The 24,959-nt window shown below is 72.8% G+C and carries 22 protein-coding genes and 1 pseudogene; 17 read left to right on the top strand and 6 right to left on the bottom strand.

Features of this window, described 5'->3' with window-relative positions:
• Positions 1-42 precede the first annotated feature (42 nt).
• Positions 43-1,389, bottom strand: coding sequence for a 3-oxoacyl-ACP reductase (locus ACIBW6_RS06085; protein WP_399057116.1), 1,347 nt, complete (start codon positions 1,387-1,389; stop codon positions 43-45).
• 69 nt (positions 1,390-1,458) lie between these two features.
• Between ACIBW6_RS06085 and ACIBW6_RS06080 the strand changes: the two genes are divergently transcribed.
• Positions 1,459-2,754 carry an acetyl-CoA C-acetyltransferase gene (locus tag ACIBW6_RS06080; RefSeq protein ID WP_399057114.1) on the top strand — a complete coding sequence of 432 codons (1,296 nt, stop codon included), beginning with the start codon at positions 1,459-1,461 and terminating at the stop codon, positions 2,752-2,754.
• Positions 2,755-2,885: 131 nt separating this feature from the next.
• Here the strand turns inward: ACIBW6_RS06080 and ACIBW6_RS06075 are convergent, their stop codons facing one another.
• Entirely contained in the window at positions 2,886-3,785 is a 900-nt protein-coding gene (locus ACIBW6_RS06075) for a helix-turn-helix domain-containing protein (RefSeq protein ID WP_399057693.1), read from the bottom strand.
• A gap of 58 nt (positions 3,786-3,843) precedes the next feature.
• Here ACIBW6_RS06075 and ACIBW6_RS06070 point away from each other — a divergent pair, with 58 nt between their 5' ends.
• Positions 3,844-4,347: a DUF2000 family protein gene (locus tag ACIBW6_RS06070; RefSeq protein WP_399057110.1), complete on the top strand. Its 504-nt coding sequence runs from the start codon at positions 3,844-3,846 to the stop codon at positions 4,345-4,347.
• A 132-nt stretch (positions 4,348-4,479) separates the two neighbouring features.
• Here ACIBW6_RS06070 and ACIBW6_RS06065 read toward each other — a convergent pair whose 3' ends face one another.
• Positions 4,480-4,683 carry a cold-shock protein gene (locus ACIBW6_RS06065; RefSeq protein ID WP_003948780.1) on the bottom strand — a complete coding sequence of 68 codons (204 nt, stop codon included), beginning with the start codon at positions 4,681-4,683 and terminating at the stop codon, positions 4,480-4,482.
• A 320-nt stretch (positions 4,684-5,003) separates the two neighbouring features.
• Here ACIBW6_RS06065 and ACIBW6_RS06060 point away from each other — a divergent pair, with 320 nt between their 5' ends.
• The 8 genes and pseudogenes from ACIBW6_RS06060 (at position 5,004) to ACIBW6_RS06025 (ending at position 15,609) form a co-directional block, all read left to right on the top strand.
• Positions 5,004-5,876 carry a menaquinone biosynthetic enzyme MqnA/MqnD family protein gene (locus ACIBW6_RS06060; RefSeq protein WP_399057107.1) on the top strand — a complete coding sequence of 291 codons (873 nt, stop codon included), beginning with the start codon at positions 5,004-5,006 and terminating at the stop codon, positions 5,874-5,876.
• A 249-nt stretch (positions 5,877-6,125) separates the two neighbouring features.
• Positions 6,126-8,399 (top strand): protein kinase, encoded by a 2,274-nt coding sequence (locus ACIBW6_RS06055; RefSeq protein WP_399057105.1) that lies wholly within the window; start codon positions 6,126-6,128, stop codon positions 8,397-8,399.
• Positions 8,396-9,112: a prepilin peptidase gene (locus ACIBW6_RS06050; protein WP_399057103.1), complete on the top strand. Its 717-nt coding sequence runs from the start codon at positions 8,396-8,398 to the stop codon at positions 9,110-9,112. The genes ACIBW6_RS06055 and ACIBW6_RS06050 overlap by 4 nt, the downstream gene beginning before the upstream one ends.
• A gap of 58 nt (positions 9,113-9,170) precedes the next feature.
• Positions 9,171-10,379 (top strand): cyclic dehypoxanthinyl futalosine synthase, encoded by a 1,209-nt coding sequence (gene mqnC / locus ACIBW6_RS06045; protein ID WP_399057101.1) that lies wholly within the window; start codon positions 9,171-9,173, stop codon positions 10,377-10,379.
• Positions 10,380-10,393: 14 nt separating this feature from the next.
• On the top strand, positions 10,394-10,984 hold the full coding sequence (locus tag ACIBW6_RS06040; protein WP_399057099.1) for an imidazolonepropionase-like domain-containing protein: 591 nt from the start codon (positions 10,394-10,396) through the stop codon (positions 10,982-10,984).
• 425 nt (positions 10,985-11,409) lie between these two features.
• Positions 11,410-12,099, top strand: coding sequence for a demethylmenaquinone methyltransferase (locus tag ACIBW6_RS06035; RefSeq protein ID WP_399057097.1), 690 nt, complete (start codon positions 11,410-11,412; stop codon positions 12,097-12,099).
• 126 nt (positions 12,100-12,225) lie between these two features.
• Positions 12,226-12,294, top strand: a pseudogene (locus tag ACIBW6_RS06030) (zinc-ribbon domain-containing protein); the annotation flags it as partial.
• 114 nt (positions 12,295-12,408) lie between these two features.
• On the top strand, positions 12,409-15,609 hold the full coding sequence (locus ACIBW6_RS06025; protein ID WP_399057743.1) for a hypothetical protein: 3,201 nt from the start codon (positions 12,409-12,411) through the stop codon (positions 15,607-15,609).
• On the opposite strand, the gene ACIBW6_RS06020 is transcribed toward ACIBW6_RS06025, so the two are convergent.
• The gene (locus ACIBW6_RS06020; RefSeq protein ID WP_399057095.1) at positions 15,593-15,955 is read right to left on the bottom strand and encodes a PASTA domain-containing protein; all 363 of its coding nucleotides are present in this window, start codon (positions 15,953-15,955) and stop codon (positions 15,593-15,595) included. The two genes, ACIBW6_RS06025 and ACIBW6_RS06020, sit on opposite strands and share 17 nt — an antisense overlap.
• Positions 15,956-16,126: 171 nt before the next feature.
• Positions 16,127-16,630, bottom strand: a complete 504-nt coding sequence (locus ACIBW6_RS06015) for a GNAT family N-acetyltransferase (protein ID WP_399057093.1) — start codon at positions 16,628-16,630, stop codon at positions 16,127-16,129.
• Positions 16,631-16,727: 97 nt separating this feature from the next.
• On the opposite strand from ACIBW6_RS06015, the gene ACIBW6_RS06010 reads away from it, so the two are divergent.
• From ACIBW6_RS06010 to ACIBW6_RS06000, 3 genes are all read left to right on the top strand, one after another.
• Entirely contained in the window at positions 16,728-18,020 is a 1,293-nt protein-coding gene (locus ACIBW6_RS06010; protein WP_399057091.1) for a geranylgeranyl reductase family protein, read from the top strand.
• A gap of 74 nt (positions 18,021-18,094) precedes the next feature.
• Positions 18,095-18,421 (top strand): putative quinol monooxygenase, encoded by a 327-nt coding sequence (locus ACIBW6_RS06005; RefSeq protein WP_399057089.1) that lies wholly within the window; start codon positions 18,095-18,097, stop codon positions 18,419-18,421.
• Positions 18,422-18,565: 144 nt separating this feature from the next.
• Positions 18,566-20,257 carry a hypothetical protein gene (locus tag ACIBW6_RS06000; protein ID WP_399057087.1) on the top strand — a complete coding sequence of 564 codons (1,692 nt, stop codon included), beginning with the start codon at positions 18,566-18,568 and terminating at the stop codon, positions 20,255-20,257.
• Between the two features lie 151 nt (positions 20,258-20,408).
• On the opposite strand, the gene ACIBW6_RS05995 is transcribed toward ACIBW6_RS06000, so the two are convergent.
• Positions 20,409-21,242 (bottom strand): C40 family peptidase, encoded by an 834-nt coding sequence (locus ACIBW6_RS05995; RefSeq protein WP_399057085.1) that lies wholly within the window; start codon positions 21,240-21,242, stop codon positions 20,409-20,411.
• A gap of 680 nt (positions 21,243-21,922) precedes the next feature.
• Between ACIBW6_RS05995 and ACIBW6_RS05990 the strand changes: the two genes are divergently transcribed.
• Genes ACIBW6_RS05990 through ACIBW6_RS05975 form a run of 4 tightly spaced genes read left to right on the top strand, consistent with a single transcriptional unit; the run spans position 21,923 to position 24,946 of the window.
• Positions 21,923-22,282 carry an NADH-quinone oxidoreductase subunit A gene (locus ACIBW6_RS05990; RefSeq protein ID WP_007383963.1) on the top strand — a complete coding sequence of 120 codons (360 nt, stop codon included), beginning with the start codon at positions 21,923-21,925 and terminating at the stop codon, positions 22,280-22,282.
• Positions 22,283-22,317: 35 nt separating this feature from the next.
• Positions 22,318-22,872, top strand: a complete 555-nt coding sequence (locus ACIBW6_RS05985; RefSeq protein WP_356491345.1) for an NADH-quinone oxidoreductase subunit B family protein — start codon at positions 22,318-22,320, stop codon at positions 22,870-22,872.
• Positions 22,869-23,609: an NADH-quinone oxidoreductase subunit C gene (locus ACIBW6_RS05980; protein ID WP_399057082.1), complete on the top strand. Its 741-nt coding sequence runs from the start codon at positions 22,869-22,871 to the stop codon at positions 23,607-23,609. Before ACIBW6_RS05985 ends, ACIBW6_RS05980 begins: the two co-directional genes overlap by 4 nt.
• Complete coding sequence (locus ACIBW6_RS05975; RefSeq protein ID WP_399057080.1) at positions 23,609-24,946, top strand: NADH-quinone oxidoreductase subunit D; 1,338 nt, start codon at positions 23,609-23,611, stop codon at positions 24,944-24,946. Before ACIBW6_RS05980 ends, ACIBW6_RS05975 begins: the two co-directional genes overlap by 1 nt.
• Positions 24,947-24,959 lie beyond the last annotated feature (13 nt).

Here is a 24,959-nt window from a genome sequence, read left to right as displayed (position 1 = left end):
TCCGGGTGTGCCGGGCCGGGTCCCCGGTGGGTCCGGGGGCGGTCAGGCTCCGAGCAGGCTCTGTCCGCACACCCGGACCACTTGCCCGTTCACCGCGCCGGAACCCGCACAGGCCAGCCACGCCGTGGTCTCGGCGACGTCCACCGGCAGTCCGCCCTGGCCGAGGGAGTTCATCCGTCGGCCGGCCTCGCGGATGACGAGCGGGACGGCGGCCGTCATCTTCGTCTCGATGAAGCCGGGGGCCACCGCGTTCACGGTGACGCCGTGCTCGGCGAGCGCGTGCGGGGCGAGGGCCCGGACGAGCCCGATGACGCCGGCCTTGCTCGCAGCGTAGTTGGTCTGCCCGGTGTTGCCCGCGATGCCCGCGATGGAGGCCGTGGTGACGATGGCGCCGCCGCGCCGCACGGCGCCCGCCTTCAGCAGGGTGTCGGTGGTGCGCAGCACGCTCGCGAGGTTGACCTCCAGGACCGCGCGCCACCGCGCCGCGTCCATGTTGGCGAGGCGCCGGTCGCGTGTGATGCCGGCGTTGTGGACGACGACGTCGAGCCCGCCGGAGGCCGAGGTGAACTCGGCGATGCGCTCGCCCGCGTCCTCGGCCGTGATGTCCAGCGGCAGCGCCCGCCCGCCCAGCCGCTCGGCGACCGCGGCCAGCTCCGCCTCGGCGGACGGCACGTCGAGGAGCACGACCTGCGCCCCGTCGCGTACGAGGGTCTCGGCGACGGCCTCGCCGATGCCGCGCGCGGCGCCGGTGACCAGGGCGGTCCGCCCGGCGAGCGGCCGCGTCCACTCCGCGGGGAGCGCCGGCTCCTCCTCCGTGGCGCCGACCTCCATGACCTGGCCGCTGACGTAGGCGGAGCGCGGCGAGAGCAGGAAGCGCAGCGTCGTCTCGGCGGCGGCCACCGCTCCGGCGACGCGCACGAGGTTCACCGTGCGGCCGCGCCCGATCTCCTTGCCGAGGGAGCGGACGAACCCTTCGAGGGCCTGCTGTGCCGCGGCCTGGTGGTGGTCGTCGGGGGAGAGCGGGGCGCCGAGCACGATCACGCGGCCGCTCGCGGCGACCGAACGGACGACCGGGTGCAGGGCGGCGTGCACCTCGGCGAGCCGCTCCAGGTCGTCGACGGCGGTGGCGTCCACGACGACGCCGACCGGGTGCTGGGGTTGCGCGCGGCCGGAGACCGAGCCGCGGACCTGGAGGCCGGTGCGCGCAAGGAGCCGCGACAGCTCCGCGCGGTGGGTGGAGGGGCCCGCCGTGAAGTGCAGCAACTGACCCTCGAATACGGGGTGTTCCGCGGTGCGGCGGCGCAGGGGCGCGGGTTGCGGCAGACCCAGGCGGCGGGTCAGGAAGCGGCCGGGGGCCGTGCCGGTGAAGTGCAGATAGCGATCGGCCATTGTCCAACTCCCTGCGCGGTCGTAAATTTACTTCGGAGTAAGGTTACTCAGTAGTCAGGAGTTGTCGAGATGGTACGCCCCGCCAAAACCCCGGCGCCGCCCCGCCGAGTCGCCGTCATCGGCGGCAGCCGCATCCCGTTCGCGCGCTCCGACGGCCCCTACGCGACGGTCTCCAACCAGGAGATGCTGACCGTGGCCCTGGACGGCCTCGCCGGCCGCTTCAAGCTCCACGAGCCGGGCGCGGTCGGTGAGTTCGTGGCCGGCGCGGTCCTCAAGCACAGCCGGGACTTCAATCTCGCGCGGGAGACCGTGCTCGGCTCGATGCTGGACGCGCGCACGCCCGCGTACGACATCCAGCAGGCCTGCGGCACCGGCCTGCAGGCCGTGATCGCCGCCGCCAACAAGATCGCCCTCGGCCAGACCGACAGCGCGGTCGCCGGCGGCGCGGACACGGCGAGCGACGCCCCGCTCGGTGTCAACGACGAGCTGCGCAAGATCCTGCTCGCCGCCCGCCGCGCCGGCTCCGCGGGGGCCCGGCTGCGGGCGCTGGCCCGGATCAGGCCGGGGCACCTCGTCCCCGACATCCCGCGCAACGCCGAGCCGCGGACCCGGCTGTCGATGGGCGAGCACGCGGCCGTCACCGCCCGCGAGTGGGGCATCGCGCGCGAGGACCAGGACGCGCTCGCCGCCGCCAGCCACCAGCGGCTCGCGGCGGCGTACGACCGCGGGTTCTTCGACGACCTCGTCGTCCCGTACCAGGGGCTGGAGCGCGACCAGAACCTGCGGCCCGGCTCGACGGTCGGCAAACTCGCCACGCTGAAGCCGGTGTTCGGCGTCGACGACCCGCGCCCCACGATGACGGCGGGCAACTCGACGCCGCTGACGGACGGGGCCGCCGTGGTGCTGCTGGCGAGCGAGGAGTGGGCCGGGGCGCGGGGGCTCGAACCGCTGGCGTACCTGACGGCGTACGAGACGGCGGCCGTCGACTTCGTGGGCGGGGACGTCACCGGGGGCGGCGGGGACGGGCTGCTGATGGCGCCCGCGCACGCGGTGCCGCGGATGCTGGAGCGGGCCGGGCTCGGGATGGCGGACTTCGACCTCGTCGAGGTGCATGAGGCGTTCGCGTCGCAGGTGCTGGCGACGCTGGCCGCCTGGGAGAAGGCGGGGCTGGCGCCGGTCGACCGGGAGCGGCTGAACGTGGCGGGCTCGTCGCTGGCGACGGGGCATCCGTTCGCGGCGACGGGGGCGCGGATCGTGGCGACCCTGGCGAAGCTGCTCGCCGAGCGAGGGGGGACGGGGCGGGGGCTGATCTCCATCTGCGCGGCGGGCGGGCAGGGGGTGACGGCGATCCTGGAGCGGGCGTAGTCCCTCCGGGAGGCGGGGCTGGTGTCAAGCTCGCGGGGCTCCGCCCCGGACCCCGCTCCTCAAGCGGCCGGACTTATGTGTGGGGCGGCGCCGGCGCTGAGCTCACGGGGCTCCGCCCCCGGCCCCGCTCCTCAAGCGCCGGAGGGGCTGGTTCGGGGCGGCGCCGGCGCCGAGCTCACGGGGCCCCGCCCCGGACCCCGCTCCTCAGGCGCCGGAGGGGCTTGTTCGGGGTGGCGGCTTCTCGCGTAGCGGGCCGGTGGGGCGCCCACCACTTTTCTGAAGTGGCGGCTCAGGTGGGACTGGTCGTAGAAGCCGCAGGCCGTGGCCACCTCGCCGGGGGGCCGGCCCGCCAGGAGCAGGGAGCGGGCGCGGTCCACCCGGCGGGCCATCAGGTACTGGTGCGGCGCGATCCCGTACGCCGCCGCGAACGACCGGACCAGGTGCGCGGGATGCGCGTGGACCAGCTCCGCGGCCTCGCTCAGTCCGACCCCGCGCACCACCCGGGCGTCGAGCAGCTCCCGCAGCGCGCTCGCCACCCGCCGGTCCGGGCCGGGCCGGGGTGCCTGAGCGAGCCGTGGCCGCAGCCGCTCGCGCAGCCGCTCGCCGACCAGCGTGAGCCGGGCGGCGGCCTCCAGTTCGTCGCCGGGCCGCGCGAGGGACGTGTGCAGCTGGCTGATGCGCCGCCGCAGCAGCGGATCCGCCAGGTCGGGCGTGTCCACGGCGGGCCCGATGAACGACGCGTCCAGCGGCCCGGCCCCGGCGTCCAGGTACAGCACCCGCTTGCGGAACCCGGCCGGCGTCGCTGCCGAACCGTTGTGCGGCACCTGGGGCGGCAGCAGGGAGACCGTGCCGAGCGGGGTGCCGTGCGCGTTCCGCTCCAGGTCGTAGCGGACGGCGCCCTCGTCGACGATCAGCAGCGTCCAGGTGTCGTGCACGTGCATCGGATAGGCGTGCCGGGTGAAGTGGGCGTGGAAGACCTCCGCGACGCCCGCCACCGCGGGCCGCCACGCGGTGATCTCCTCGGGCTCCATGGACCCCGTGGACCCCGTGAGCCTTCCGGACTCCTCGGTCCGTCCGCCGTCGGCCGCCATGCAAAGAACGTACAAGACGGGGTCGCGGCCCGGACGGCAGTCTCAGGGCATGAGCACAGAGACCCTCACCGACCACGCCGGACGGCGCCCCGTACGGTTCGACACCAAGATCGCCGTCCTGCTCCGGGACGACCTGGAGACCTGGCAGCGGCTGAACGTGACGGCGTTCCTCGTGAGCGGCCTCGGCACGCGGCTCCCCGAGCTGATCGGGGAACCGTACGCGGACGCGGACGACACCCCGTACCTGCCGATGTTCCGGCAGCCGGTGCTGGTCTTCGAGGGGAGCAAGGAGGTGCTGACCGCGGCGCACGCCAAGGCGCTGGGGCGGGCGCTGCCGAGGGCGGTCTTCACCGCGGACCTCTTCGCCACGGGCCACGACGCCGACAACAGGGCGGCGGTACGCGCGGTGGCCGCCGCGGAGCTCGACCTGGTGGGCCTGGCGGTCCACGGCCCGCGCAACGCGGTGGACAAGGTCCTCAAGGACGCCCGTATGCACGCGTGACGCGGCCCCGGCACCCAAGGGCAGGAGCCCCGTCTCACCCGGCCGGCGAAGGCCGGCGGGGAGCGGGGCTCCTTGGGTACTGCGCTAGGTTCCGGATCAGGACACGGCCCTGGGCCGCGCGATCAGGAGAGATCAGGCGGGGGTGACGTTCTCCGCCTGCGGGCCCTTCGGACCCTGCGTGACGTCAAAGGTCACGGCCTGGTTCTCCTCGAGGGAGCGGAAGCCGTTCGCGTTGATCGCCGAGTAGTGGACGAAGACGTCCGGGCCGCCGCCTTCCTGGGCGATGAAGCCAAAGCCCTTTTCAGCGTTGAACCACTTCACGGTTCCGGTAGCCATAAGCCCTCCTATGGGCCAAAGGGTCGCCCTGCTCCAGAACCTGCAAATGCACTTGCGAACAACTGCAAAAGTCTGAATACGACGAGAGCCTGCGGTTACATGCTCCGCAGGCTCTGTACTGCAAGGGAAACCAAACTGCAACTTGCGGCGAGCTTAGCACGCAGGCAGCGGAAAGCAATAGGGGCCAAGATCACGTCACCCGGAGGTTTGACGGTGGCCCGGAGCGGGGTTGACGGGCGCGGCTCGACCGGGGTGGATCGGCCGGCGCAGGTGCGAACCCGGAGCCTGCACCGTACCGCATGGGGTCTAGCCTCACCGATGTGGACAATTCTCCCGAGACTCCTCAGGCGGCGCGGCGCACCCGGCCGCGCGTCGGCCACATCCAGTTCCTGAACTGCATGCCCCTGTACTGGGGCCTCGCCAGGACGGGTTCGCTCCTCGACTTCGAGCTCACGAAGGACACCCCGGAGAAGCTCAGCGAGCGGCTGGTCCAGGGCGACCTGGACATCGGCCCGATCACCCTCGTCGAATTCCTCAAGGCCGCGGACCAGCTGGTCGCGTTCCCCGATCTGGCGGTCGGCTGCGACGGGCCCGTCATGTCCTGCGTGATCGTGTCGCAGCTCCCCCTCGACCAGCTCGACGGGCGGCGCGTGGCGCTCGGTTCGACGTCCCGTACGTCGGTCAGGCTGGCGCAGCTGCTGCTGGCCGAGCGGATCGGCGTACAGCCGGAGTACTACACGTGCCCGCCCGACCTCGGCCTGATGATGCAGGACGCGGAGGCGGCCGTCCTGATCGGGGACGCGGCGCTGCGGGCCAATCTGCACGACGCCCCGCGCCTCGGGCTCCAGGTGCACGACCTGGGCGCCATGTGGAAGGAGTGGACGGGGCTCCCGTTCGTCTTCGCCGTGTGGGCGGCGCGCAAGGAGTACGTGGCGCGCGAGCCGGTCATCACGCGCCAGGTGCACGAGGCGTTCCTGCGGTCGCGGGACGTGTCCCTGGAGGAGGTCACCAAGGTGGCCGAGCAGGCGGCGCGCTGGGAGGCCTTCGACGAGACCGTTCTGGAGGAGTACTTCACCACGCTGGACTTCCGGTTCGGTCCGGCGCAGCTGGAAGGCGTCACGGAGTTCGCGCGGCGCACCGGCCCGACCACGGGCTTTCCCGCGGACGTGACGGTCGAACTGCTCTCCGCCTGACCTGTTCGCCGCGGTATCGGGCCCGCGCCGAATTCGTCGGGCGGCGTCGGCGTCACGGAATTCGGGTGAACGCCGGGGCGGAATTCACCGGGCCCGGTATGAAAGGAACGTGAACACACGGTATTCCGGCCGCGGCACTACGCTGCTGTGCCGGAGTGCCGCGCGCCGCGTGTGCCGAGTGCCGCGTACGCGCGTGCTTGAGTGCGCGTGCGGCGCGTACTGGGGGAGAGCTCGGGGGAGGTTCACGGGATGCAGCCGCTTGAGACCGACGATCCGGCGACGGTGGGTCCCTACCGGCTCCTCGGCCGGCTCGGACACGGTGGCATGGGCCGGGTGTACCTGGGCCGCAGCGCCGGGGGGCGGACGGTCGCCGTGAAGGTGGTGCATCCGCACTTCGCGCTGGACGAGGAGTTCCGGGCCCGGTTCCGGCGCGAGGTGGACGCCGCGCGGCGGGTCGGCGGGGCGTGGACCGCGCCGGTGCTCGACGCGGATCCCGACGCGCGGGTGCCGTGGGTCGCCACGGGGTACGTCGCGGGCCCCTCCCTGGCGCAGGCGGCGGGGCCAGGGCCAGGGCCCGTCTCCTCGGAACCCGGCTCGGGGACCGGCGGCCCCGGCTCCCCTCACGGTGGTACGCGTCCCGGGCGCCCCGGGCCGCTGCCCGAGCACTCCGTCCGTGTCCTGGGCGCGGGGCTCGCGGAGGCGCTGGCGGCGGTGCACGGGCTCGGGCTCGTGCACCGGGACGTGAAGCCCTCGAACGTGCTGCTGACCGTGGACGGCCCGCGGCTCATCGACTTCGGCATCGCCCGCGCCACCGACAACACCGCCTCGCTCACCTCGACCGGTGTCTCGATCGGCTCGCCCGGCTACATGGCGCCCGAGCAGATCCTCGGCAAGGGGGTCACCGGCGCGGCGGACTTGTTCTCGCTCGGCGCGGTCCTGGTGTACGCGGCTACGGGGGAGTCCCCGTTCCGGGGCGACTCGTCCGCCGCGCTGCTCTACAAGGTCGTGCACGAGGAGCCCGAACTCGGTGCTCTCACCGGCGACATACGGGAGGTCGCCGCGGCCTGCCTGGTGAAGGACCCGGCCGCGCGGCCCGCCCCCGGGGAGGTGGCGCGGCGGCTCGCGCCCGACGGGGCGGCCCGGCTCGTCGCGGCGGGCTGGCTGCCCGGCGCCCTGGTGGAACAGGTCTCCCGCAGCGCGGTACAACTCCTCGACCTGGAGGGCGCCCCGGGTGCCGCGCCGCTCTCCGGCCCGGTCGGCTTCGCCGGCCCCTCGGTGGGCGGGAGCCCGGAACCCGGGGGCGTCTTCGGCCCACCGGACCCGGGGTACGGCGAGTTCGGCGGGCCCGGGGGACACGAGGGATATGGGAGGCCCGGGGCGGCGTACGGCGGGTACGGCAAGTACACGGCGGGCCCGGAGTCCGGCACACCGCCGCGGCCGTCTGCTTCGGCGTCGGGGTCTGGGGCGGAGTCGTGGCCGTCCACTGCGGCGCCGGGGTCCGGCACGCCGCCGCGGCCGTCCACTCCGCCGGGGTCTGGGGCGGAGTCGTGGCGGTCCACTCCGGCGTCGGAGTCCGGGGCCGAGTCGTGGCCGTCTGCTTCGGCGTCGGGGTCCGGGGCGGAGCCGCGACCGTCCACTCCGGCACCGGGGTCCGGGGCGGAGTCGTGGCCGTCCGCTGCGGCGCCCGGATCTGGGGCGGAGTCGTGGCCGTCCGCTGCGGCGTCCAGATCCGGGGCGGAGCCGCCGCCCGGTCCGGCAGCGGAGTCGGTGCCGCCCGGACCGGCCTCGCGCCCCGCCGCACCACGGCATCCGCTGCCGCCCGCCCCGGCCAGGGACGCCGCCGCCCGGGAGCCGGAACCCCAGGACTCCCCGCCGGGCCGCTTCTCCGTCTCGGTGTCGGCGGCCTCGGCGCCCGCCTCGGCCGACGGGCGGGGGCGCAGGCTGAGCTGCTCGGTGGCGCTCGCGGTGGCCGGCGCGCTGGCGGCGGTCACGGTCGGCGGGGTGATCGTCGTGAACATGCTGCCGGACGACTCGCCCCACACCGGAGCGGGCGCCGACCACGCGAGCCCCTCGACCTCGGCCCCGCCCATGGGATCGGCGCCGCCCGACGGCTCCGCCCCGCCCACGGGTCCGGCCCAGCCGTCGGGCACGGCCCCCGGGCCACCCGGAGCGGCGGACGTGCCCTCCTTCTACCTCGGCGTGTGGAACGGGCCGGCCGTACAAGCGGGCATCCCCTTCGGCACGTTCCGGGTCGACCTGAAGCAGACCGCCGTGGGGCGCCGGGTCGGCACGGTGACCTCGACCGACCCGCTGGGCATCCGCTGCGTCGACGTACTGACGCTGACGTCCGCCGACGGCAAGAGCCTCGTCGCCAAGGGCGCGGCCGCGCCGGACAACCCGGGCACCTGCGCCCAGGGCACCCACACCGTGCGCCTCACGCGCGACGGCGACGCCCTGAAGTACAGCTCGCGGTACCCGCAGGCGGGCAACCCCACGGCCGACCTCGCGCGGGTACCGCGATGACCTGGAGCCCCTCACCGCCGGAGCTCGCCCTGCTCGCCGCGGTGTGGGGCGCGGCCGCCGGGCTCCTGCTGCCGCGACCCGCGTACCGCCTCTCCGTGGAGCCGGACGAGCCCTGGCGGGCGGCGGACCCCGCCGGGCGGCCGATCCGCGGCTGGCTCGGCCCGGCCCGGTACGGGCCGAGCACGACGGGCCTCGCGAGCGGGACCGCCCTCGTCTGCGCCCTGCTGGCCGCGGCCACCGGCACCCGGCCCGAGCTGGGCGCCTGGCTGCTGCTCGCGCCGCTCGGGGTGCTGCTCGCCACCGTCGACTTCGCCGTGCACCGGCTGCCGGACGTGCTCACGCTGTCGCTGGCCGGGCTCGCCCTGCTCGCCCTCGGCGTGGCCGCCGCGCTGCCCGAACCCGGCGGCTCCTGGCGCGGCGCGCTCCTCGGCGCGGCCGGCCTCGGCGGCGGCTATCTGGTGCTGCTGCTCATCTACCCGCCGGGCATCGGCTTCGGGGACGTGAAGCTGGCGCTCGGACTGGGCGCGGCACTCGGCTGGTACGGGTGGGGGGTGCTGTTCGTCGGGGCGTTCGCGGGGATCTGTCTCAACGGCCTGTACGCGGGCGTCCTCGTCGTGGCCCGGCGCGCGGCGCGCGGATCGGAGCTGCCGTTCGGCCCGTTCATGCTCGTCGGGGCCTGCGCGGGGGTTCTGCTGGGGGCCCTGGCGGCCTGACGTACGCTGAGACGGTCCGCCCTGATTTTGTTCAGAACCTCCGAAAGGGGCACGCCCGGTGACCGAGAAGGCCGCGCAGCAGTCCATCCTCGCCGTCCTCGACCGTGCCGCGGCCGGCGGGCGGATCACCCCGGAGGAGGCCGTCGTCCTCTACCGCGACGCCCCGCTGCACGCGCTGGGCGCCGCCGCCGACGCGATCCGCCGCCGCAAGTACGCGGGCATCGAGCACATCGCGACGTACATCATCGAGCGGAACATCAATTACACGAACGTGTGCGTGACCGCGTGCAAGTTCTGTGCCTTCTACGCCGCCCCGAAGGACACCAAGAAGGGCTGGTCCCGCGACCTCGACGACATCCTGCGCCGCTGCGCGGAGACGATCGAGCTGGGCGGCACGCAGATCATGTTCCAGGGCGGGCACCACCCGGACTACGGCGTGGAGTACTACGAGGAGCACTTCTCCGCGATCAAGAAAGCGTACCCGCAGCTCGTCATCCACAGCCTGGGCGCGAGCGAGGTCGAGCACATGGCGCGGATCTCCAAGGTGTCGGTGGAGGAGGCGATCCAGCGCATCCACGCGGCGGGCCTCGACTCGTTCGCCGGGGCCGGCGCGGAGCTGCTGCCCGCGCGCCCGCGCAAGGCGATCGCCCCCCTGAAGGAGTCCGGCGAGCGCTGGCTGGAGATCATGGAAGCCGCGCACAACCTGGGCGTCGAGTCCACCTCCACCATGCTCATGGGCACCGGCGAGACGAACGCCGAGCGCATCGAGCACCTGCGCATGATCCGCGACGTACAGGACCGCACGGGCGGCTTCCGCGCCTTCATCCCGTACACGTACCAGCCGGAGAACAACCACCTCAAGGGTCGTACGCAGGCCACGCTCTTCGAGTACCTGCGGATGATCGCGATCGCCCGGATCTTCCTGGACAACGTCCAGCACATCCAGGGCTCCTGGCTGACCACGGGCAAGGAGGTCGGCCAGCTGTCCCTGCACTACGGCGCCGACGACCTCGGCTCGATCATGCTGGAGGAGAACGTCGTCTCCTCGGCCGGTGCCAAGCACCGCTCCAACCGCATGGAGATCATCGAGCTGATCCGCAAGGCGGGCCGCGTCCCGGCGCAGCGCGCCACCACGTACGAGCACCTCGTCGTGCACGACGACCCGGCGAACGACCCGGTCGACGAGCGCGTCATGTCGCACATCTCGTCCACCGCGATCGACGGCGGGACGGCCCACCCCGAGCTGAAGCTCGTCGCCACCAACTAGGTCCGGTCCCCGCTGTGCTGACCCTGCACGTCACCGCCGACACGTCCGTCCTCGTCGACGGGGAGCGCGTCAAGGCGCTCGGACCGTACGAGGAGCTGGCCGCCGCCCACCCGGACGTACGGGTGCGGCGCTGGCCCGGCATCCTCACGCCCGGGCTCCTCAACCCGTACGGGCCGGAGATCCTGGAGCACACCTACCACCCCGATCCGCGCGAGGCCGACACGTACGGCACGGTGCCGATCGGCGGGGCGCGGGCCCGGGAGATCTTCCGGGCCGATCCGGGGGTGCTGGGGGCGAGTGCGCGGCGCGGGGTGCAGCGGTTGTTCGCGCACGGGACGGTGGCGCTGGCCGGGGAGGTGCGGGCCAGGCCCGTCCTTGAGGTGGTGCGGCGCTCCGGGCTCGTCTTCGGGGCGCGGCCCGAGGGGCTGGCGGGGCCGGTGTCCTTGTCGCCGAGGCCGTTGGTCCTGTTGCCCGGGCTCGTGGTGGGCGGGCCGGCCCGGTTCGCCGTCTTCGACGTGCCCGATCGGGCGGGGCTCGTCCGCGAGGGGGCCTCGACCTGCGTCGCCACGGTGATCGCCGGCCGCCTCCTGTACCGGGCCCACTGACCCGCGCCCCGCGCCTCTCACGAACCGGTCCTCCGACTGCCCCACCGCCGTGGCTGGTCGCGCAGTTCCCCGCGCCCCTGATGGGCCGTTCCTCGGCTATCCCCCCGGTGGGGGCTGGTCGCGCAGTTCCCCGCGCCCCTGGAGCATGCGGCTTCGCCGCAGCCCCAGGGGCGCCCCGATGAGATGCCGCACGAAGTGCGCATCTCAGGGGCGCGGGGAACGGCGCGAGAAGCCCCACCGGTGCCGCGGACGAAGTGCCGCCTAGGGGCGCGGGGAACGGCGCGAGACGCCCCACCGGTGCCGCGGACGACGTACCGCCTAGGGGCGCGGGGAACGGCGCGAGAAGCCCCACCGGAGCCGCGGACGACGTACTCCTAGGGGTCCCGGTCACGCGGAGCGGGGTGGCGTCCTGACACAATGCCGAAGTGACCCGCGCATCCTTGGACAAGCAACCCCACGAAGTCGCCTCCATGTTCGACGACGTGGCGGAGAAGTACGACCTCACCAACGACGTACTCTCCCTCGGCCAGGCCCGCGCATGGCGCAAGGCCGTCGCCCGGGCGGTCGACGCGCGCCCGGCGCAGAAGGTCCTCGACCTGGCCGCCGGCACCGCCACCTCCTCGCAGCCCTTCGCGCGGGCAGGCGCGTACGTCGTGCCCTGCGACTTCTCGCTCGGCATGCTCCGCGTCGGCAAGCGGCGCCACCCCTGGATGCCGTTCACCGCGGGCGACGGCACGAAGCTGCCGTTCAAGGACGACACGTTCGACGCGGTGACGATCTCCTTCGGGCTGCGCAACATCCAGGACACCGACCAGGCGCTGCGCGAGCTGTACCGCGTCACCAAGCCGGGCGGCCGCGTCGTCATCTGCGAGTTCAGCCACCCGACGTGGACCCCGTTCCGCACGGTCTACACCGAGTACCTGATGCGGGCCCTGCCCCCGGTCGCCCGCGCCGTCTCCTCGAACCCGGACGCGTACGTCTACCTCGCCGAGTCGATCCGCACCTGGCCCGCCCAGCCCGAGCTGGCCGCCCGCCTCCAGGGCGCCGGCTGGCAGAAGGTGGCCTGGCGCGACCTCACCGGCGGGATCGTCGCGCTGCACCGCGGTATCAAGTAAGTCCCGTTCCCGGCATTGCCGTTGACGGGAACCGGGGCGCGGGAAAGATGAGTCCGTTGATTACGTGGTGACGTCCGGTGACGGAGCGTCACCCGCTCGTCCCCGGAATCATCACGGAGCATCCCGATGCCGTCGTTCTGCCCGCACTGTGGAGCCGAGGCTCCTGAAGAGGCCCGCTTCTGCATGAGATGCGGGCGGGAACGGTCCCCGGCCGCGCTCCCGCCCGCCCCCGCGCAGCCCCCCGTCGCCGGCACCCCCGCACCACCGCCCCCTCCCGCCTACGCCCCGGGCCCCGCTCAGCCCTCGGCCGTGGGCCAGTTCCTCGCGCGGGCGCTGCGCGGCGACTGGGCCGGGGCGGCGCAGGCCGCGCTGTGGCCGGTCGGGATGCTCGTGATCGCCGCGGCCGCCCTCTCCGTCCCGTCGTACGGGCAGGAACCGGACGAGGTCGTCGTCGGCTTCGCGGACCGGCTGCGCATCGCTCTCGCCGTGCTGCTCCAGGGTCTCGGCGGCGGCCTGGAGGTCTCCGGCGGCAACTCCGGCGGCTCGCCGTTCGAGAGCGGCCTCGACTCCGGCCCGTCCGGCTCCGCGTCGGTCTCGGTGATCCCGCTCCTGGTGACCGTGGTGTGGATCGGGGCGCTCGTCATCGGCGTACGGATGTTGCGCACGCGCCTGTACGCGCGGACCGCCCCCGGCGCCCCCGGCGCGGCGGGCGGCACGAGCGCGGGGCTCGAAGCGGCCGTGCGGGTCGCCCTGTTGGTGGCCGGAGCGACGCTGGTGCTGGCGCTGATCGGGCAGCCCGGCATCGAGGGGGCGGAGCTGTCCACGACGCCGTTCCTGACCCTGCTGTGGACGCTGCTGCTCGCGTTCGCGGTGGCCGGGGGCGTGCTGCTCGGCGACGACCTGCGGTACCGGGTCGCGCAGGCCGCGCAGGCCCGGCCGGGGCTGCACATGACGGTGCGGGCCTTCGGCACCGCCGTGCGTGCCATGGCCCTGGTGCTGCTGATCGCCGCCGTCCTCGGCTGGATCGGGCTCGCCCTCTTCGGCGACGACGGCGGGTCGAGCCCGTCGGACCTCGCCGACTCGTCCGACTTCGACGGTTCGGACGCGGCGGCGCTCGGCGTCTTCCTGATGCTGCTGCCCAACCTCGCCGTCGCCGTCCTCGGCCTGTGCTGGGGCGCGCCGCTGGAGGCGGAGGGACGGGGCTCGTCGTCGTTCGGCGGCGGCGGGTACGACAAGGAGACGTTCGGCCTGTCCCGGCTCGGCGACCAGCTCGGCTCGGGCGCGCTCGTCTACGCCCTTGCCGTCGGCCTGGTCTGTGCGGTCGCGCTGGGGGTGCTGGTGGCCCGGCGCTCGCCCGACCGGCGCGAGCAACTCCTCTCCGCTGGCCTGTTCTTCGCCCTGTTCCTGCTGCTCGCCGGGGTCGGCGGCGTCGGCGCGGAGTTCGCGGGCGACCTGGACTTCTTTGGCAGCGGGTCGGGCCGCATCGAGCTGGGCCTGAGCGTGCCGGACGCGCTGCTGTTCGGGCTGTTGTGGATCGGCGGGGCCGGGTTCCTGGTGCCGCACCTGATGCGGCTGGCGGGGATCGCCCCCGCGGCGGGCCCGGTGCCGTATCCGGGGATTCCGGGGCAGGCGCCGTACCCGGGGACGCCGGGTGGCTGGGACCCGGCGACGGGCATGTCCGGTCCGGGCTCGCATCCTGGGATGCCGGATGGCTGGGCTCCGGCGGCGGGCATGTCCGGTTCGGCCTCGCATCCGGAGCTGTCGGGTGGCCGGGACCGGGCGGCGGGCATGTCCAGTTCGGCCTCGCATCCTGGGACGCCGGGTGGCTGGGCTCCGGCGGCGGGCATGTCCGGTTCGGTCTCGCATCCTGGGACGCCGGGTGGCTGGGCTCCGGCGGCGGGCATGTCCAGTTCGGCCTCGCATCCTGGGACGCCGGGTGGCTGGGCTCCGGCGGCGGGCATGTCCGGTTCGGCCTCGCATCCGGAGCTGCCGGGTGGCCGGGACCCGGCGGCGGGTATGTCCGGTCCGGCCTCGCACCCTGGGATGCCCGACCAGACCCCGTCGGCGCCCCTGCCCCCACTGCCCGGCCACGCCCCCACGCCGGCCGCCGGTACCCCTGTGCCGCCGGGGCCGGGTCAGGAACCGGCGGCGCACACCGCGGACCCGGCCTGGCACCCGCCGACGGAGGTCTCCGGCTCGGGCCCGTCCGACGCGGAGAGCCCCCCGGACCCGGATGCGGCAGGGCACGCCCCGACGGATCACTCCGACCCGGCCGGCTCCGCCGCGCCGACGGACCACTCCGACGCGGCCGGCTCCGCAGCCCCCACGGAGACCGCCACTCCGCGTGGACCCGCCACCCCGACCGACCCCGCCACCCCGACCGGCCACGGCACCCCGACCGACCCCGCCACCCCGACCGGCCACGCCACCCCGACCGACCCCGCCACCCCGACCGACCCCGCCACCCCGACCGGCCACGGCACCCCGGCCGCCCCCGCCACCTCCAAGAAATCCGCCGACGCGGTGGCGCACGCCCCCACCGAGCTCTCCGGATCAGCCGGGCCCGACCTGACCAAGGCCCCGGCTCCGGCCCCGGCCGCGCACACCCCCACGGAGACCGCCACCCCGGCCCCGACGCCGACCGCGTCCCCGGCATCCGCCCCGCTCCCGTCCCCGCTGGGCCCCGCCCCCACCACGTACACCCCGGAACACACCCCGTACCCGTACGACCCCGGCACCCTCCCGCTCGCCCCGCGGCCCGCCGAAGGGCCCTCGCGCAGGCGGGGCGTGGGGATCTGGGTGGGGACCATCGTGGGCGCGTTCGTGATCGGCGGCGGCGCGGCGGCCGGCGTGCTGCTGCTCCAGGACGACGGCGACGGTGACGGCGGCGGCACGACGGCCGGCGGCGACGACCGCCCGGCCACGAGCCAGACCGACCGCCGGGGTCCGGCCGGCTCACAGGCCCCGACGCCGACCTCGGCGTCGACTCCCACCCCGACGGCGACGTCCTCCGCGGGCGGCGCCACCGGCGCCCCCACCGCCCCGCCCGAGGTCCCGGCCGGCTACCACCAGGTCTTCGACCCGCAGGGTTTCTCCTTCGTCGTCCCCGACGCCTGGAACCGCATCGACCTCTCGAACGGCAGCCAGACCACGTACGCGGGCAGCACCGGCATGGAGAAGTACGTCATCGGAGTCATCCCGAACGCCGACTACACGTCCCACGAGAACCTCCTCGCCATGGAGAAGCACCTCAAGGAGGACAAGAAGAAGACGGACTACCGGCGCATCCTGCTGGACACCAATACCTTCCAGGGCGTCTCCGGCGCCCTGTGGGAGTACACGTACGAGAACGAGGCCGGGCAGACCGTGCACGGCATCGACCAGTCGTACATCGCCGCCGACGGCACCGAGTACACGATCTTCCTGACGGGCAAGGAGGACCTCTGGCCCGAGCTGTCCGGCACCTACCGGGTGGGGCTCGACTCCTGGCGGCTCACGGACACGGAGTGAACGGCGCGGCGGGTCCCGCCGGTTCGGGCTCGGCGGGTTCGGCGGGCTCGTCCAGTTCACGGCGGAGGCCACCGCCCCGCGGGCCCGGCTCGCGGGGCACGCGCACGCCCCCGCCGCCCTCGCCGAGGTCGAACCAGATGGTGACCGTCGCGTCCCGGGGGACCTCGGTGCCGGGTGGCGGGTACTGGCGCACCACGTAGTCGACCGTCGTCAGCGGGAAGTCGGGCCGGTCGGGAGCCGCGAGCCGTACGCCGTGGTCCTCGGCCGCGCCGCGCGCGTCGACCGCCATCAGACCGACCAGCTTCGGAACCCGTACTTCCGGTGGGTTCTCGGGTGGTATGTGCACAGAGGCCACCTCCAGGAGGTACCGGAAGGGTAGCTCCGCGCGGCGCCGGGCGATACGGGTGCGGGGCGCGACGGGGCCACCCGTCCCCTCACTCCCAGAGTCCCACGCCCGGCGCGCCGGTTCCAGCGGAAGCCCGCGCGCCCCGGCGGGCCCCGAGCCCCGCGGCGACCGTCACAGCTCCAGCCGGAAACAGTGTCCCTGCCGCCCCGAAGGCGTCACGAACGTCTCCTCGCGCTCCATGCCGAGCCGCCGGGTCACCGCGATCGAGCGTTCGTTGAGCGCGTCGACCATCGCGACGACGCTGGTGACGCCCGCGGCCCGGACCCGCTCCAGCGTGCCGAGCGCCGCGGCCGTCGCGTACCCCTTGCCCCAGGCCGCGCGGCCGAGCCGCCAGCCGATCTCGATCTGGCCGGTGGGGCCCCACGGGTGCTCCCAGGGCTGCGCGCCCGTGAACCCGATGACCTGGCCTGACCCGTCGGTCATGGTCCACAGGCAGAAGCCGCGCTCGGCGTCGTGCCGGCGCTGGCGCGCGGTCAGCTCCTCGTACACCGACAGCTCGGCCGGGGCGCCTCCGTGGAACTCCATGACCTCGGGGTGGTCGAAGGCCCGGTGCCAGGCGAAGGCGTCCTCGTGGGTGGGGACGCGCAGATCCACGGCGGGCAGGACTCGACTCATGGGCTGGCCCTTCGGCTGGGTGATCGGTGCCGCTGAATAGACTGCCCATGTCCGTGCCGCACGGCACACCCTTTTCGAGCCTCGGGGAGAACCCGCCGTGACCGAACCGAAGACCCTCTCCGAATACAGCGCAGACGTGATCGTCGTCGGAGCCGGTCCTGCCGGTTCGACGACCGCCTACTACCTCGCGAAGGCGGGGCTCGACGTCCTGCTCCTGGAGAAGACCGCGTTCCCGCGCGAGAAGGTCTGCGGCGACGGTCTGACGCCCCGCGCCACCAAGCAGCTCGTCTCCATGGGCATCGACATCTCCGAGGAGGCGGGCTGGCTGCGCAACAAGGGCCTGCGCATCATCGGCGGCGGCGTCCGCCTCCAGCTGGACTGGCCGGATCTGGCCAGCTACCCGGACTACGGCCTGGTCCGCAAGCGCGACGACTTCGACGAACAGCTCGCCCGCCAGGCGCAGAAGGCGGGCGCACGCCTGTACGAGCGGTGCAACGTCGGGGCGCCGATCGTCGACGACCGCACCGGCCGCATCACCGGCGTGCACGCCAAGCTGGGCGACGAGAAGACCGAGGTCACCTTCCACGCCCCGCTGGTCGTCGCCGCCGACGGCAACTCCACGCGCCTGTCGCTCGCGATGGGGCTGCACCGGCGCGAGGACCGGCCGATGGGCGTCGCGGTGCGCACGTACTTCACCTCGCCCCGCCACGACGACGACTACCTGGAGTCCTGGCTGGAGCTGTGGGACCGGCGCGGCCCGGGCGAGGACCGGCTGCTGCCCGGCTACGGGTGGATCTTCGGCATGGGGGACGGCACGTCGAACGTGGGGCTCGGCATCCTCAACTCCTCCAAGGCGTTCAAGGAGCTGGACTGGCGCGAGGTCCTCAAGGCGTGGTGCGCCTCGATGCCGGCGGACTGGGGCTACACCCCGGAGAACATGACGATGCCGATCCGCGGCGCCGCGCTCCCCATGGCCTTCAACCGCCAGCCGCACTACACCAAGGGCCTGCTCCTCGTCGGCGACGCGGGCGGCCTGGTCAACCCGTTCAACGGCGAAGGCATCGCGTACGCCATGGAGTCCGGCCAGATCGCGGCCGACGTCATCGTGCAGGCCCACGCGCGCGCCACCCCCGCCCAGCGCGAACTGGCCCTGCAGAACTACCCGAAGACGCTCAAGGAGACCTACGGCGGCTACTACACGCTGGGCCGCGCCTTCGTGAAGATCATCGGCAACCCGAAGATCATGAAGATCGCGACGCAGCGCGGCCTGACGCACCCGATCCTGATGAAGTTCACCCTGAAGATGCTGGCGAACCTCACGGACCCGACGGGCGGCGACGCGATGGACCGCATCATCAACGGCCTCAGCAAGGTGGCCCCGAAGGCCTGACCCCGCCCTGACACGGGTCGTGACGCGGGCCCCTGGTGTGGCCCGCCCCCGGTGGCTCAGGGCAGGGTGGAGGCATGATTTTCATCGCTGTGAAGTTCACCGCCCGCCCCGAGCACGCCGAGACCTGGCTGAAGAAGACCGCCGCGTTCACCGAGGCGACCCGCGCCGAGGAGGGCAACCTCTTCTTCGACTGGTCGCGCGGTGTCGAGGACCCGAACCAGTTCGTCCTGCTGGAGGGCTTCCGCGACGCCGACGCGGGTGCCGTGCACGTCGCCTCGGACCACTTCAAGGCCGGCCTCGCGACCATGGCCCCGCTCATCGCCACCACCCCGGAGATCATCAACGCCGACATCCCGAACGAGGGCTGGGGCGCGATGGGGGAGCTGACCCCGCAGGGCTGACCGCAGGGCTGAGCGCGCAGGGTCGACCGCGCAGCTGTGATGCTCCTGTGACGCGCGCGTGGGCAACGGTCGGCCCGCTCGCGGAGTCGAAAGAGGGTGTGCCGTGCACCGGCACACCCTTTCGACTCCGATGAGGAAGCGTTGATGAGACGTCACATGCGCCGCTCCGCCCTCCGCGCGGCCCTCGGGCTCGCCGCGGCCGTGTCCCTGTCCGGTGGTGGGCTCGCGGCCGCCTCGCCCGCGTCGGCCGCCGGCGGCGCTCCGCTGACCGTGGCCATCACCGGCGAGAACCGGGTCGACCTGTCCCTCCAGGGTGACGACGGCGACTCGTCCGAGCCCCAGGTCACCCTGCGCCTCGCGGCCCCGGGCAGCGACGAGCCGGGCGACGACGGCGTGATCCCCGTCGTCCACCGGGGCGACTACACGATCAAGATCGACGCCACTGGGCTCAAGGGCGTCGCCGCGGTGAAGCTCCCCTGCGACAAGAGCGGCCTGACCGCCGAGTGCACGGGCAGCGAGATCAACGCGGGCGAGGACTACAACCGGCTCGGCGGCATCCGCCTCGACCTGAACGCCGAGAGCGCGGCGGGCGACTTCGGCTCCATCAAGGTGACCGGTGAGGGCGAGGGCGTCGACTTCACCCCGCTGACCATCGACGTCCTGGTGGGCGGCCCCGAGTTCCGCGGCCACGAGCTGACCGAGCCGAAGGGGTTCGAGGCCGGACAGACGTACGACGCACCGGTCGGCTTCCGCAACGTGGGCGGCATGGCGGCCGAGGGCGCGGTCCTGCGCTTCCACGGCTCGCGCGGCCTGAGCTTCCCCGACAGCTACGGCAACTGCGCCTACAAGGCGACCACTGACGGCCCGCTGCTGCGCCAGGGCACGGACGCGATCTGCACCTTCCCCGGCACCTACCAGGCGGGCACGGCCTACGCCCTCGCCGAGCCGCTGAAGGTGAAGACCGCCGACTTCGCGCTCTACGACATCGTGAACTACGGCTTCTCCGCGGTCACCCCGGCCAAGGCGAAGGCCCTGCTCGACGGGGACGGCTACACCCCCGGCACCGGCGCGCCCCTGACACTGCAGGAGGCCACGGGCACGGCACCGGCCGACTACACCCGCTACGCCGAGCTGGACCTGCCCAGCACCAACACCTACGACCTGGTCCTGACCGGCGCCGCCGCGAAGGGCGCGGCCGGCGACACGGTGACGGCTGAGCTCGGCTTCCGCAACGACGGGCCCGGCTGGCTCAGCGCCCTGCGCTCCGGCGGCGAGCCGATCGTCTTCACGGTCGAGGTGCCCGAGGGCGCGAAGGTCACGCAGGCACCGGACCGTTGCAACTCCACCACACTCGACAAGGGTGTGAAGGGCTACCGGTGCTGGGTGGACACCCCGCTCCTGGAGGACGCGAAGCTGACGTTCCCCTTCGAGCTGCGTATCGACAAGGTGGTGCGCGACGCCAGGGCGAAGGTCGCGCTGCCCGCCTGGGAGAACCCGAACGAGCCCGAGCAGGCCAACAACATCGCGTGGATCGTCCTCAACGGTACCGACGACGAGCAGTCCGCGGGCGGTTCCTCCGACGGCGGCTCCTCGGCGAGCCCCTCCCCGAGCGCGAGCGGCGATTCGTCCGGTAGTTCCGGTTCCGCTGGTACGTCCGGTAACTCCGGTTCGTCCGGCGGCGATTCCGGCGCTCAGGGTTCCGGCTCGGGCGGCGGGCTCGCGCTCACCGGCGCGGGCGGCGTCCTGGTCGTCGGCGGCCTCGCCGTCGCCGTGCTGGGGCTCGGCGCCGCGATCGTCCTCGTGATGCGCCGCAGGGCCGCCGGACGCGCCGCCTGAGGCCACGCGCCGGCGACGCGCTCGGGCCCCGCGCCCGCGACGCGCACCGGCCCCGCACCAAGGGGCCACGCACACAGGCCGCACAGGCCACGCACAAAGGCCGCCCCACCCCGTCCGGGGTGCGGCGGCCTTCGTCGTCCGTACGTGCGCGCTAGAGGGCGCGCACGGCACCGCTCGCCGGGTAGCCGGAGAGGTCCTGGATGACGACGCCCTTCGAGGGGTTGGCGGCGTCCAGGTACTGGCCGTTGCCGATGTAGACACCGACGTGGTACGCCGAGCCCGCGCCGCCCCAGTACAGGATGTCGCCGACCGCGAGGTTGGAGAGCGAGACCGAGGTGCCGAAGGTCGACTGCTCCTGGGAGGTGCGCGGCAGGTCCACGCCGGCCTGCTTGAAGGCGGCCTGGACGAGGCCGGAGCAGTCCCACGAGTTGGGGCCCGTGCCGCCCATCACGTACGCGTCGCCGACCTGCACCTGCAGGAAGCTGATGACGGCGCCGACGGAGCCGCTGGCCGGGGCTGCCGCGGTCGTGGGGGCGGCGGAGGAGGAGGAAGAGGAGGCGGCGGACAGCGTCGTGCGCTCGCTGGAGCGGGAGGCGGCCTGCTGGGCGGCCTCGCGCTCGGCCTTCTCCTTGGCGGCGGCCTCGGCCTTCTTCTTGGCCTCCGCCTTCTTCTCGGCGGCGGCCTGGTCCTTCTTGGCCTGGTCGGCGGCCTTGGCGAACGCGTCGTCGCGCTCGGCCTGCAGCTGGTAGTTGGCCGCGGCCTGCTGGGTGGCGTCCGCGGAGCGGGCCACCTGGGAGGACAGGTCGGTGGTGAGCGTGGGCAGTTCGATGGTCTGCGTCACGGGCTCGGCAGCGTTCGCCGCACCGGACGCACCAGCCACGGCGAGGGTGCTGAGAACGCCACCGGTGACTCCGGCGCGCAGGGCCATCTTCGAGGCGCTGCGACGGGGCTTCCGGTGGCTGGGTATGTGAGCGGTGTGGGACATGAGTACAACCGCTATCAGGGCTTCACGGTTCCCTTCAAGAAACGTGTGGTGCGCCACAGTTGTGAAGCCGCGGCGTGAATCCGGGGCGTGACGGCCCTTATTGACGCCGTAACGGGCAATACGGACAGCGAGGCTCGGGGCTGTGATCACGCTGTTTTCGCAATACGTCCGAATTGCCCGACGCCTACCACTCGTTGACACCGATGGCCAAGCCCGGTTTCCGTGGCGATCTGTCCCGCGTGACACAGGTCACAACCAGCCCCTAGGGGATGCCCCGGTGTCCACTTCCGTCCACACCTCTCCCTCTGATGTGTGAACGCCGTCCACTATCAGCCACCCGCGTCCAGCGCCAATTTGCCCGCACATGCCGACTCTTGATAGTGCGACACGGCTCCGACCAGCGGTGACGAGGCAAGTTGTCACCACTGGTGATCACTCAGGCGCTTCGAGTGTGAAGATCACCGCTCATCCGACTTCATGATCCTTCGTCAGGTGGTGGAGATCACAAACTAGTTGGCGCACCCCGTGTCGCAGATCACAGAGGAGCAGGCATAGGATGCGGGGCAAGTTGGGCTTGTGACCTGCTTCACATGTAAGCGATCTTCGACCGTTTGCGGGGGAGCGGGGCGCGAGCCCGTGACCGCCATGCAGTCAGTGCCGACTGAGAGGAGCGAGGAGCGGTGAACGCGTATGCGCCCATCCTCGTACTGGGAGCCCTCGGGGCAGGCTTTGCGATCTTCTCCGTGGTCATGGCCACGCTTATCGGTCCAAAGCGGTACAACCGGGCCAAGCTAGAGGCTTATGAGTGCGGGATCGAGCCGACCCCGACGCCGGCCGGTGGCGGGCGCTTCCCCATCAAGTACTACCTGACGGCGATGCTCTTCATCGTCTTCGACATCGAGATCGTCTTCCTCTATCCCTGGGCCGTCACCTTCGACGCCCTGGGCGTTTTCGGGCTCGTGGAGATGCTGCTCTTCGTGCTCACCGTCTTCGTCGCGTACGCGTACGTATGGCGGCGCGGCGGCCTGGAATGGGACTGAGCCCCGTATAGGGGAGGACCGGGAGCCACAGACCAATGGGACTCGAAGAAAAGCTGCCGAGCGGATTCATCCTGAGCACCGTCGAACAGGCCGCGGGGTGGGTGCGCAAGTCGTCCGTCTTTCCCGCCACGTTCGGGCTCGCCTGCTGCGCCATCGAGATGATGACGACGGGCGCGGGCCGCTACGACCTGGCGCGGTTCGGCATGGAGGTGTTCCGCGGCTCGCCCCGCCAGGCGGACCTGATGATCGTCGCGGGCCGGGTGAGCCAGAAGATGGCCCCCGTCCTGCGCCAGGTCTACGACCAGATGCCCAACCCCAAGTGGGTCATCTCCATGGGGGTCTGCGCCTCGTCCGGCGGGATGTTCAACAACTACGCGATCGTGCAGGGCGTCGACCACGTCGTCCCGGTCGACATCTACCTGCCCGGCTGCCCGCCCCGGCCCGAGATGCTGATGGACGCGATCCTCAAGCTCCACCAGAAGATCCAGTCGTCCAAGCTCGGCGTGAACGCCGAGGAGGCGGCCCGCGAGGCGGAGGAAGCGGCGCTCAAGGCGCTCCCGACGATCGAGATGAAGGGGCTGCTGCGGTGAGTGACGCGCAGAACGACGGGGTCAATCCCGAGAAGGACCTGGAGGCCGCCAACCTCCCAGGGCAGCGCGGCGACCAGGGCGAGGAGATCCGCGTCCAGCGCGGCATGTTCGGCGCGAACAACGGCGGTGACACCTCCGGGTACGGCGGCCTCGTCCGCTCGGTCCGCCTCCCCGGCGAGAGCGCCCGCCCCTACGGCGGCTACTTCGACGAGGTCGCCGACGAGCTGGAGGGCGCCCTGGAGGAACAGGGTCTCGTCCCCGCCAACGCCATCGACAAGACGGTCGTCGACCGCGGCGAACTCACCTTCCACGTCGCACGCGAGCACCTGGTCCGCGTCGCACAGACCCTGCGCGACGACCCGGCCCTGCGCTTCGAGCTGTGCACGGGGGTGAGCGGCGTCCACTACCCCGGCGACAAGGGCCGGGAGCTGCACGCCGTCTACCACCTGCGCTCGCTCACCCACGGCCGGCTGATCCGGCTCGAGGTCTCCGCGCCCGACGCGGACCCGCACGTCCCGTCCCTGGTCGCCGTCTACCCGACCAACGACTGGCACGAGCGCGAGGCGTACGACTTCTTCGGCATCGTCTTCGACGGCCACCCCGCGCTGACGCGGATCATGATGCCGGACGACTGGCAGGGCTTCCCGCAGCGCAAGGACTACCCGCTCGGCGGCATCCCCGTCGAGTACAAGGGCGCCCAGATCCCGGCTCCCGACCAGCGGAGGTCGTACAGCTGATGACCACTCCCCACGCGCAGGAACAATTCTCGTCGGCGCGCGCGACCACCGAAGGGACCGTCTACACGGTCACCGGCGGCGACTGGGACGAAGTCGTCCAGTCCGCCGTCAAGTCCGACGACGAACGCATCATCGTCAACATGGGCCCCCAGCACCCGTCCACGCACGGCGTGCTGCGGCTGATCCTGGAGATCGACGGCGAGACGGTGACCGAGGCCCGCTGCGGCATCGGCTACCTGCACACGGGCATCGAGAAGAACCTCGAGTACCGCACGTGGACGCAGGGCACCACCTTCGTGACGCGCATGGACTACCTGACGCCGTTCTTCAACGAGACGGCGTACTGCCTGGCCGTCGAGAAGCTCCTCGGCATCGAGGACGCGATCCCCGACCGCGCGAGCGTCATCCGGGTCCTGCTCATGGAGCTGAACCGGATGTCCTCGCACCTGGTCTGCATCGCCACCGGCGGCATGGAGCTCGGCGCGACCACGATCATGATCTACGGCTTCCGTGATCGTGAACTCATTCTCGACCTCTACGAGCTCATCACCGGCCTGCGCATGAACCACGCGTACGTCCGGCCCGGCGGACTCGCCCAGGACCTGCCGCCCGGCGCGGTGGACCAGCTCCGCGAGTTCGTGAAGAAGATGAAGAAGAACCTCCCCGAGTACGACAAGCTCGCCACCGGGAACCCCATCTTCAAGGCCCGCATGCAGGACGTCGGCCACCTCGACCTCGCGGGCTGCATGGCCCTCGGCGCCACCGGCCCGATCCTGCGCTCCGCGGGACTCCCGCACGACCTGCGCAAGACGGACCCGTACTGCGGCTACGAGACCTACGACTTCGAGGTCCCGACCGCCGACACCTGCGACTCCTACGGGCGCTTCCTGATCCGCCTGGAGGAGATGCGCCAGTCGCTGCACATCGTCGAGCAGTGCCTGGACCGGCTCGCCCCCGGCCCGGTGATGGTCGGCGACAAGAAGATCGCCTGGCCCGCCCAGCTGGCCCTCGGACCGGACGGGCTCGGCAACTCGCTCGACCACATCAAGAACATCATGGGCACCTCCATGGAGGCCCTCATCCACCACTTCAAGCTGGTGACCGAGGGCTTCCGCGTCCCGCCGGGACAGGCGTACACCGCCGTGGAGTCGCCCAAGGGCGAGCTGGGCGTGCACGTCGTCTCCGACGGCGGCACCCGCCCCTCCCGGGTCCACTTCCGCGACCCGTCCTTCACCAACCTGCAGGCGATGGCGGCGATGTGCGAGGGCGGCCAGGTCGCCGACGTCATCGTCGCCGTCGCGTCCATCGACCCCGTGATGGGAGGCGTCGACCGGTGACCACCAGTCCCAC

Origin of the sequence: Streptomyces sp. NPDC049813, assembly GCF_044465085.1 — a bacterium.
In the GTDB taxonomy this organism is placed as follows: Bacteria; Actinomycetota; Actinomycetes; order Streptomycetales; family Streptomycetaceae; genus Streptomyces.
The sequence above is the reverse complement of the archived record's forward strand: the minus strand, read 5'-3'. Positions and strand labels throughout refer to the sequence as shown.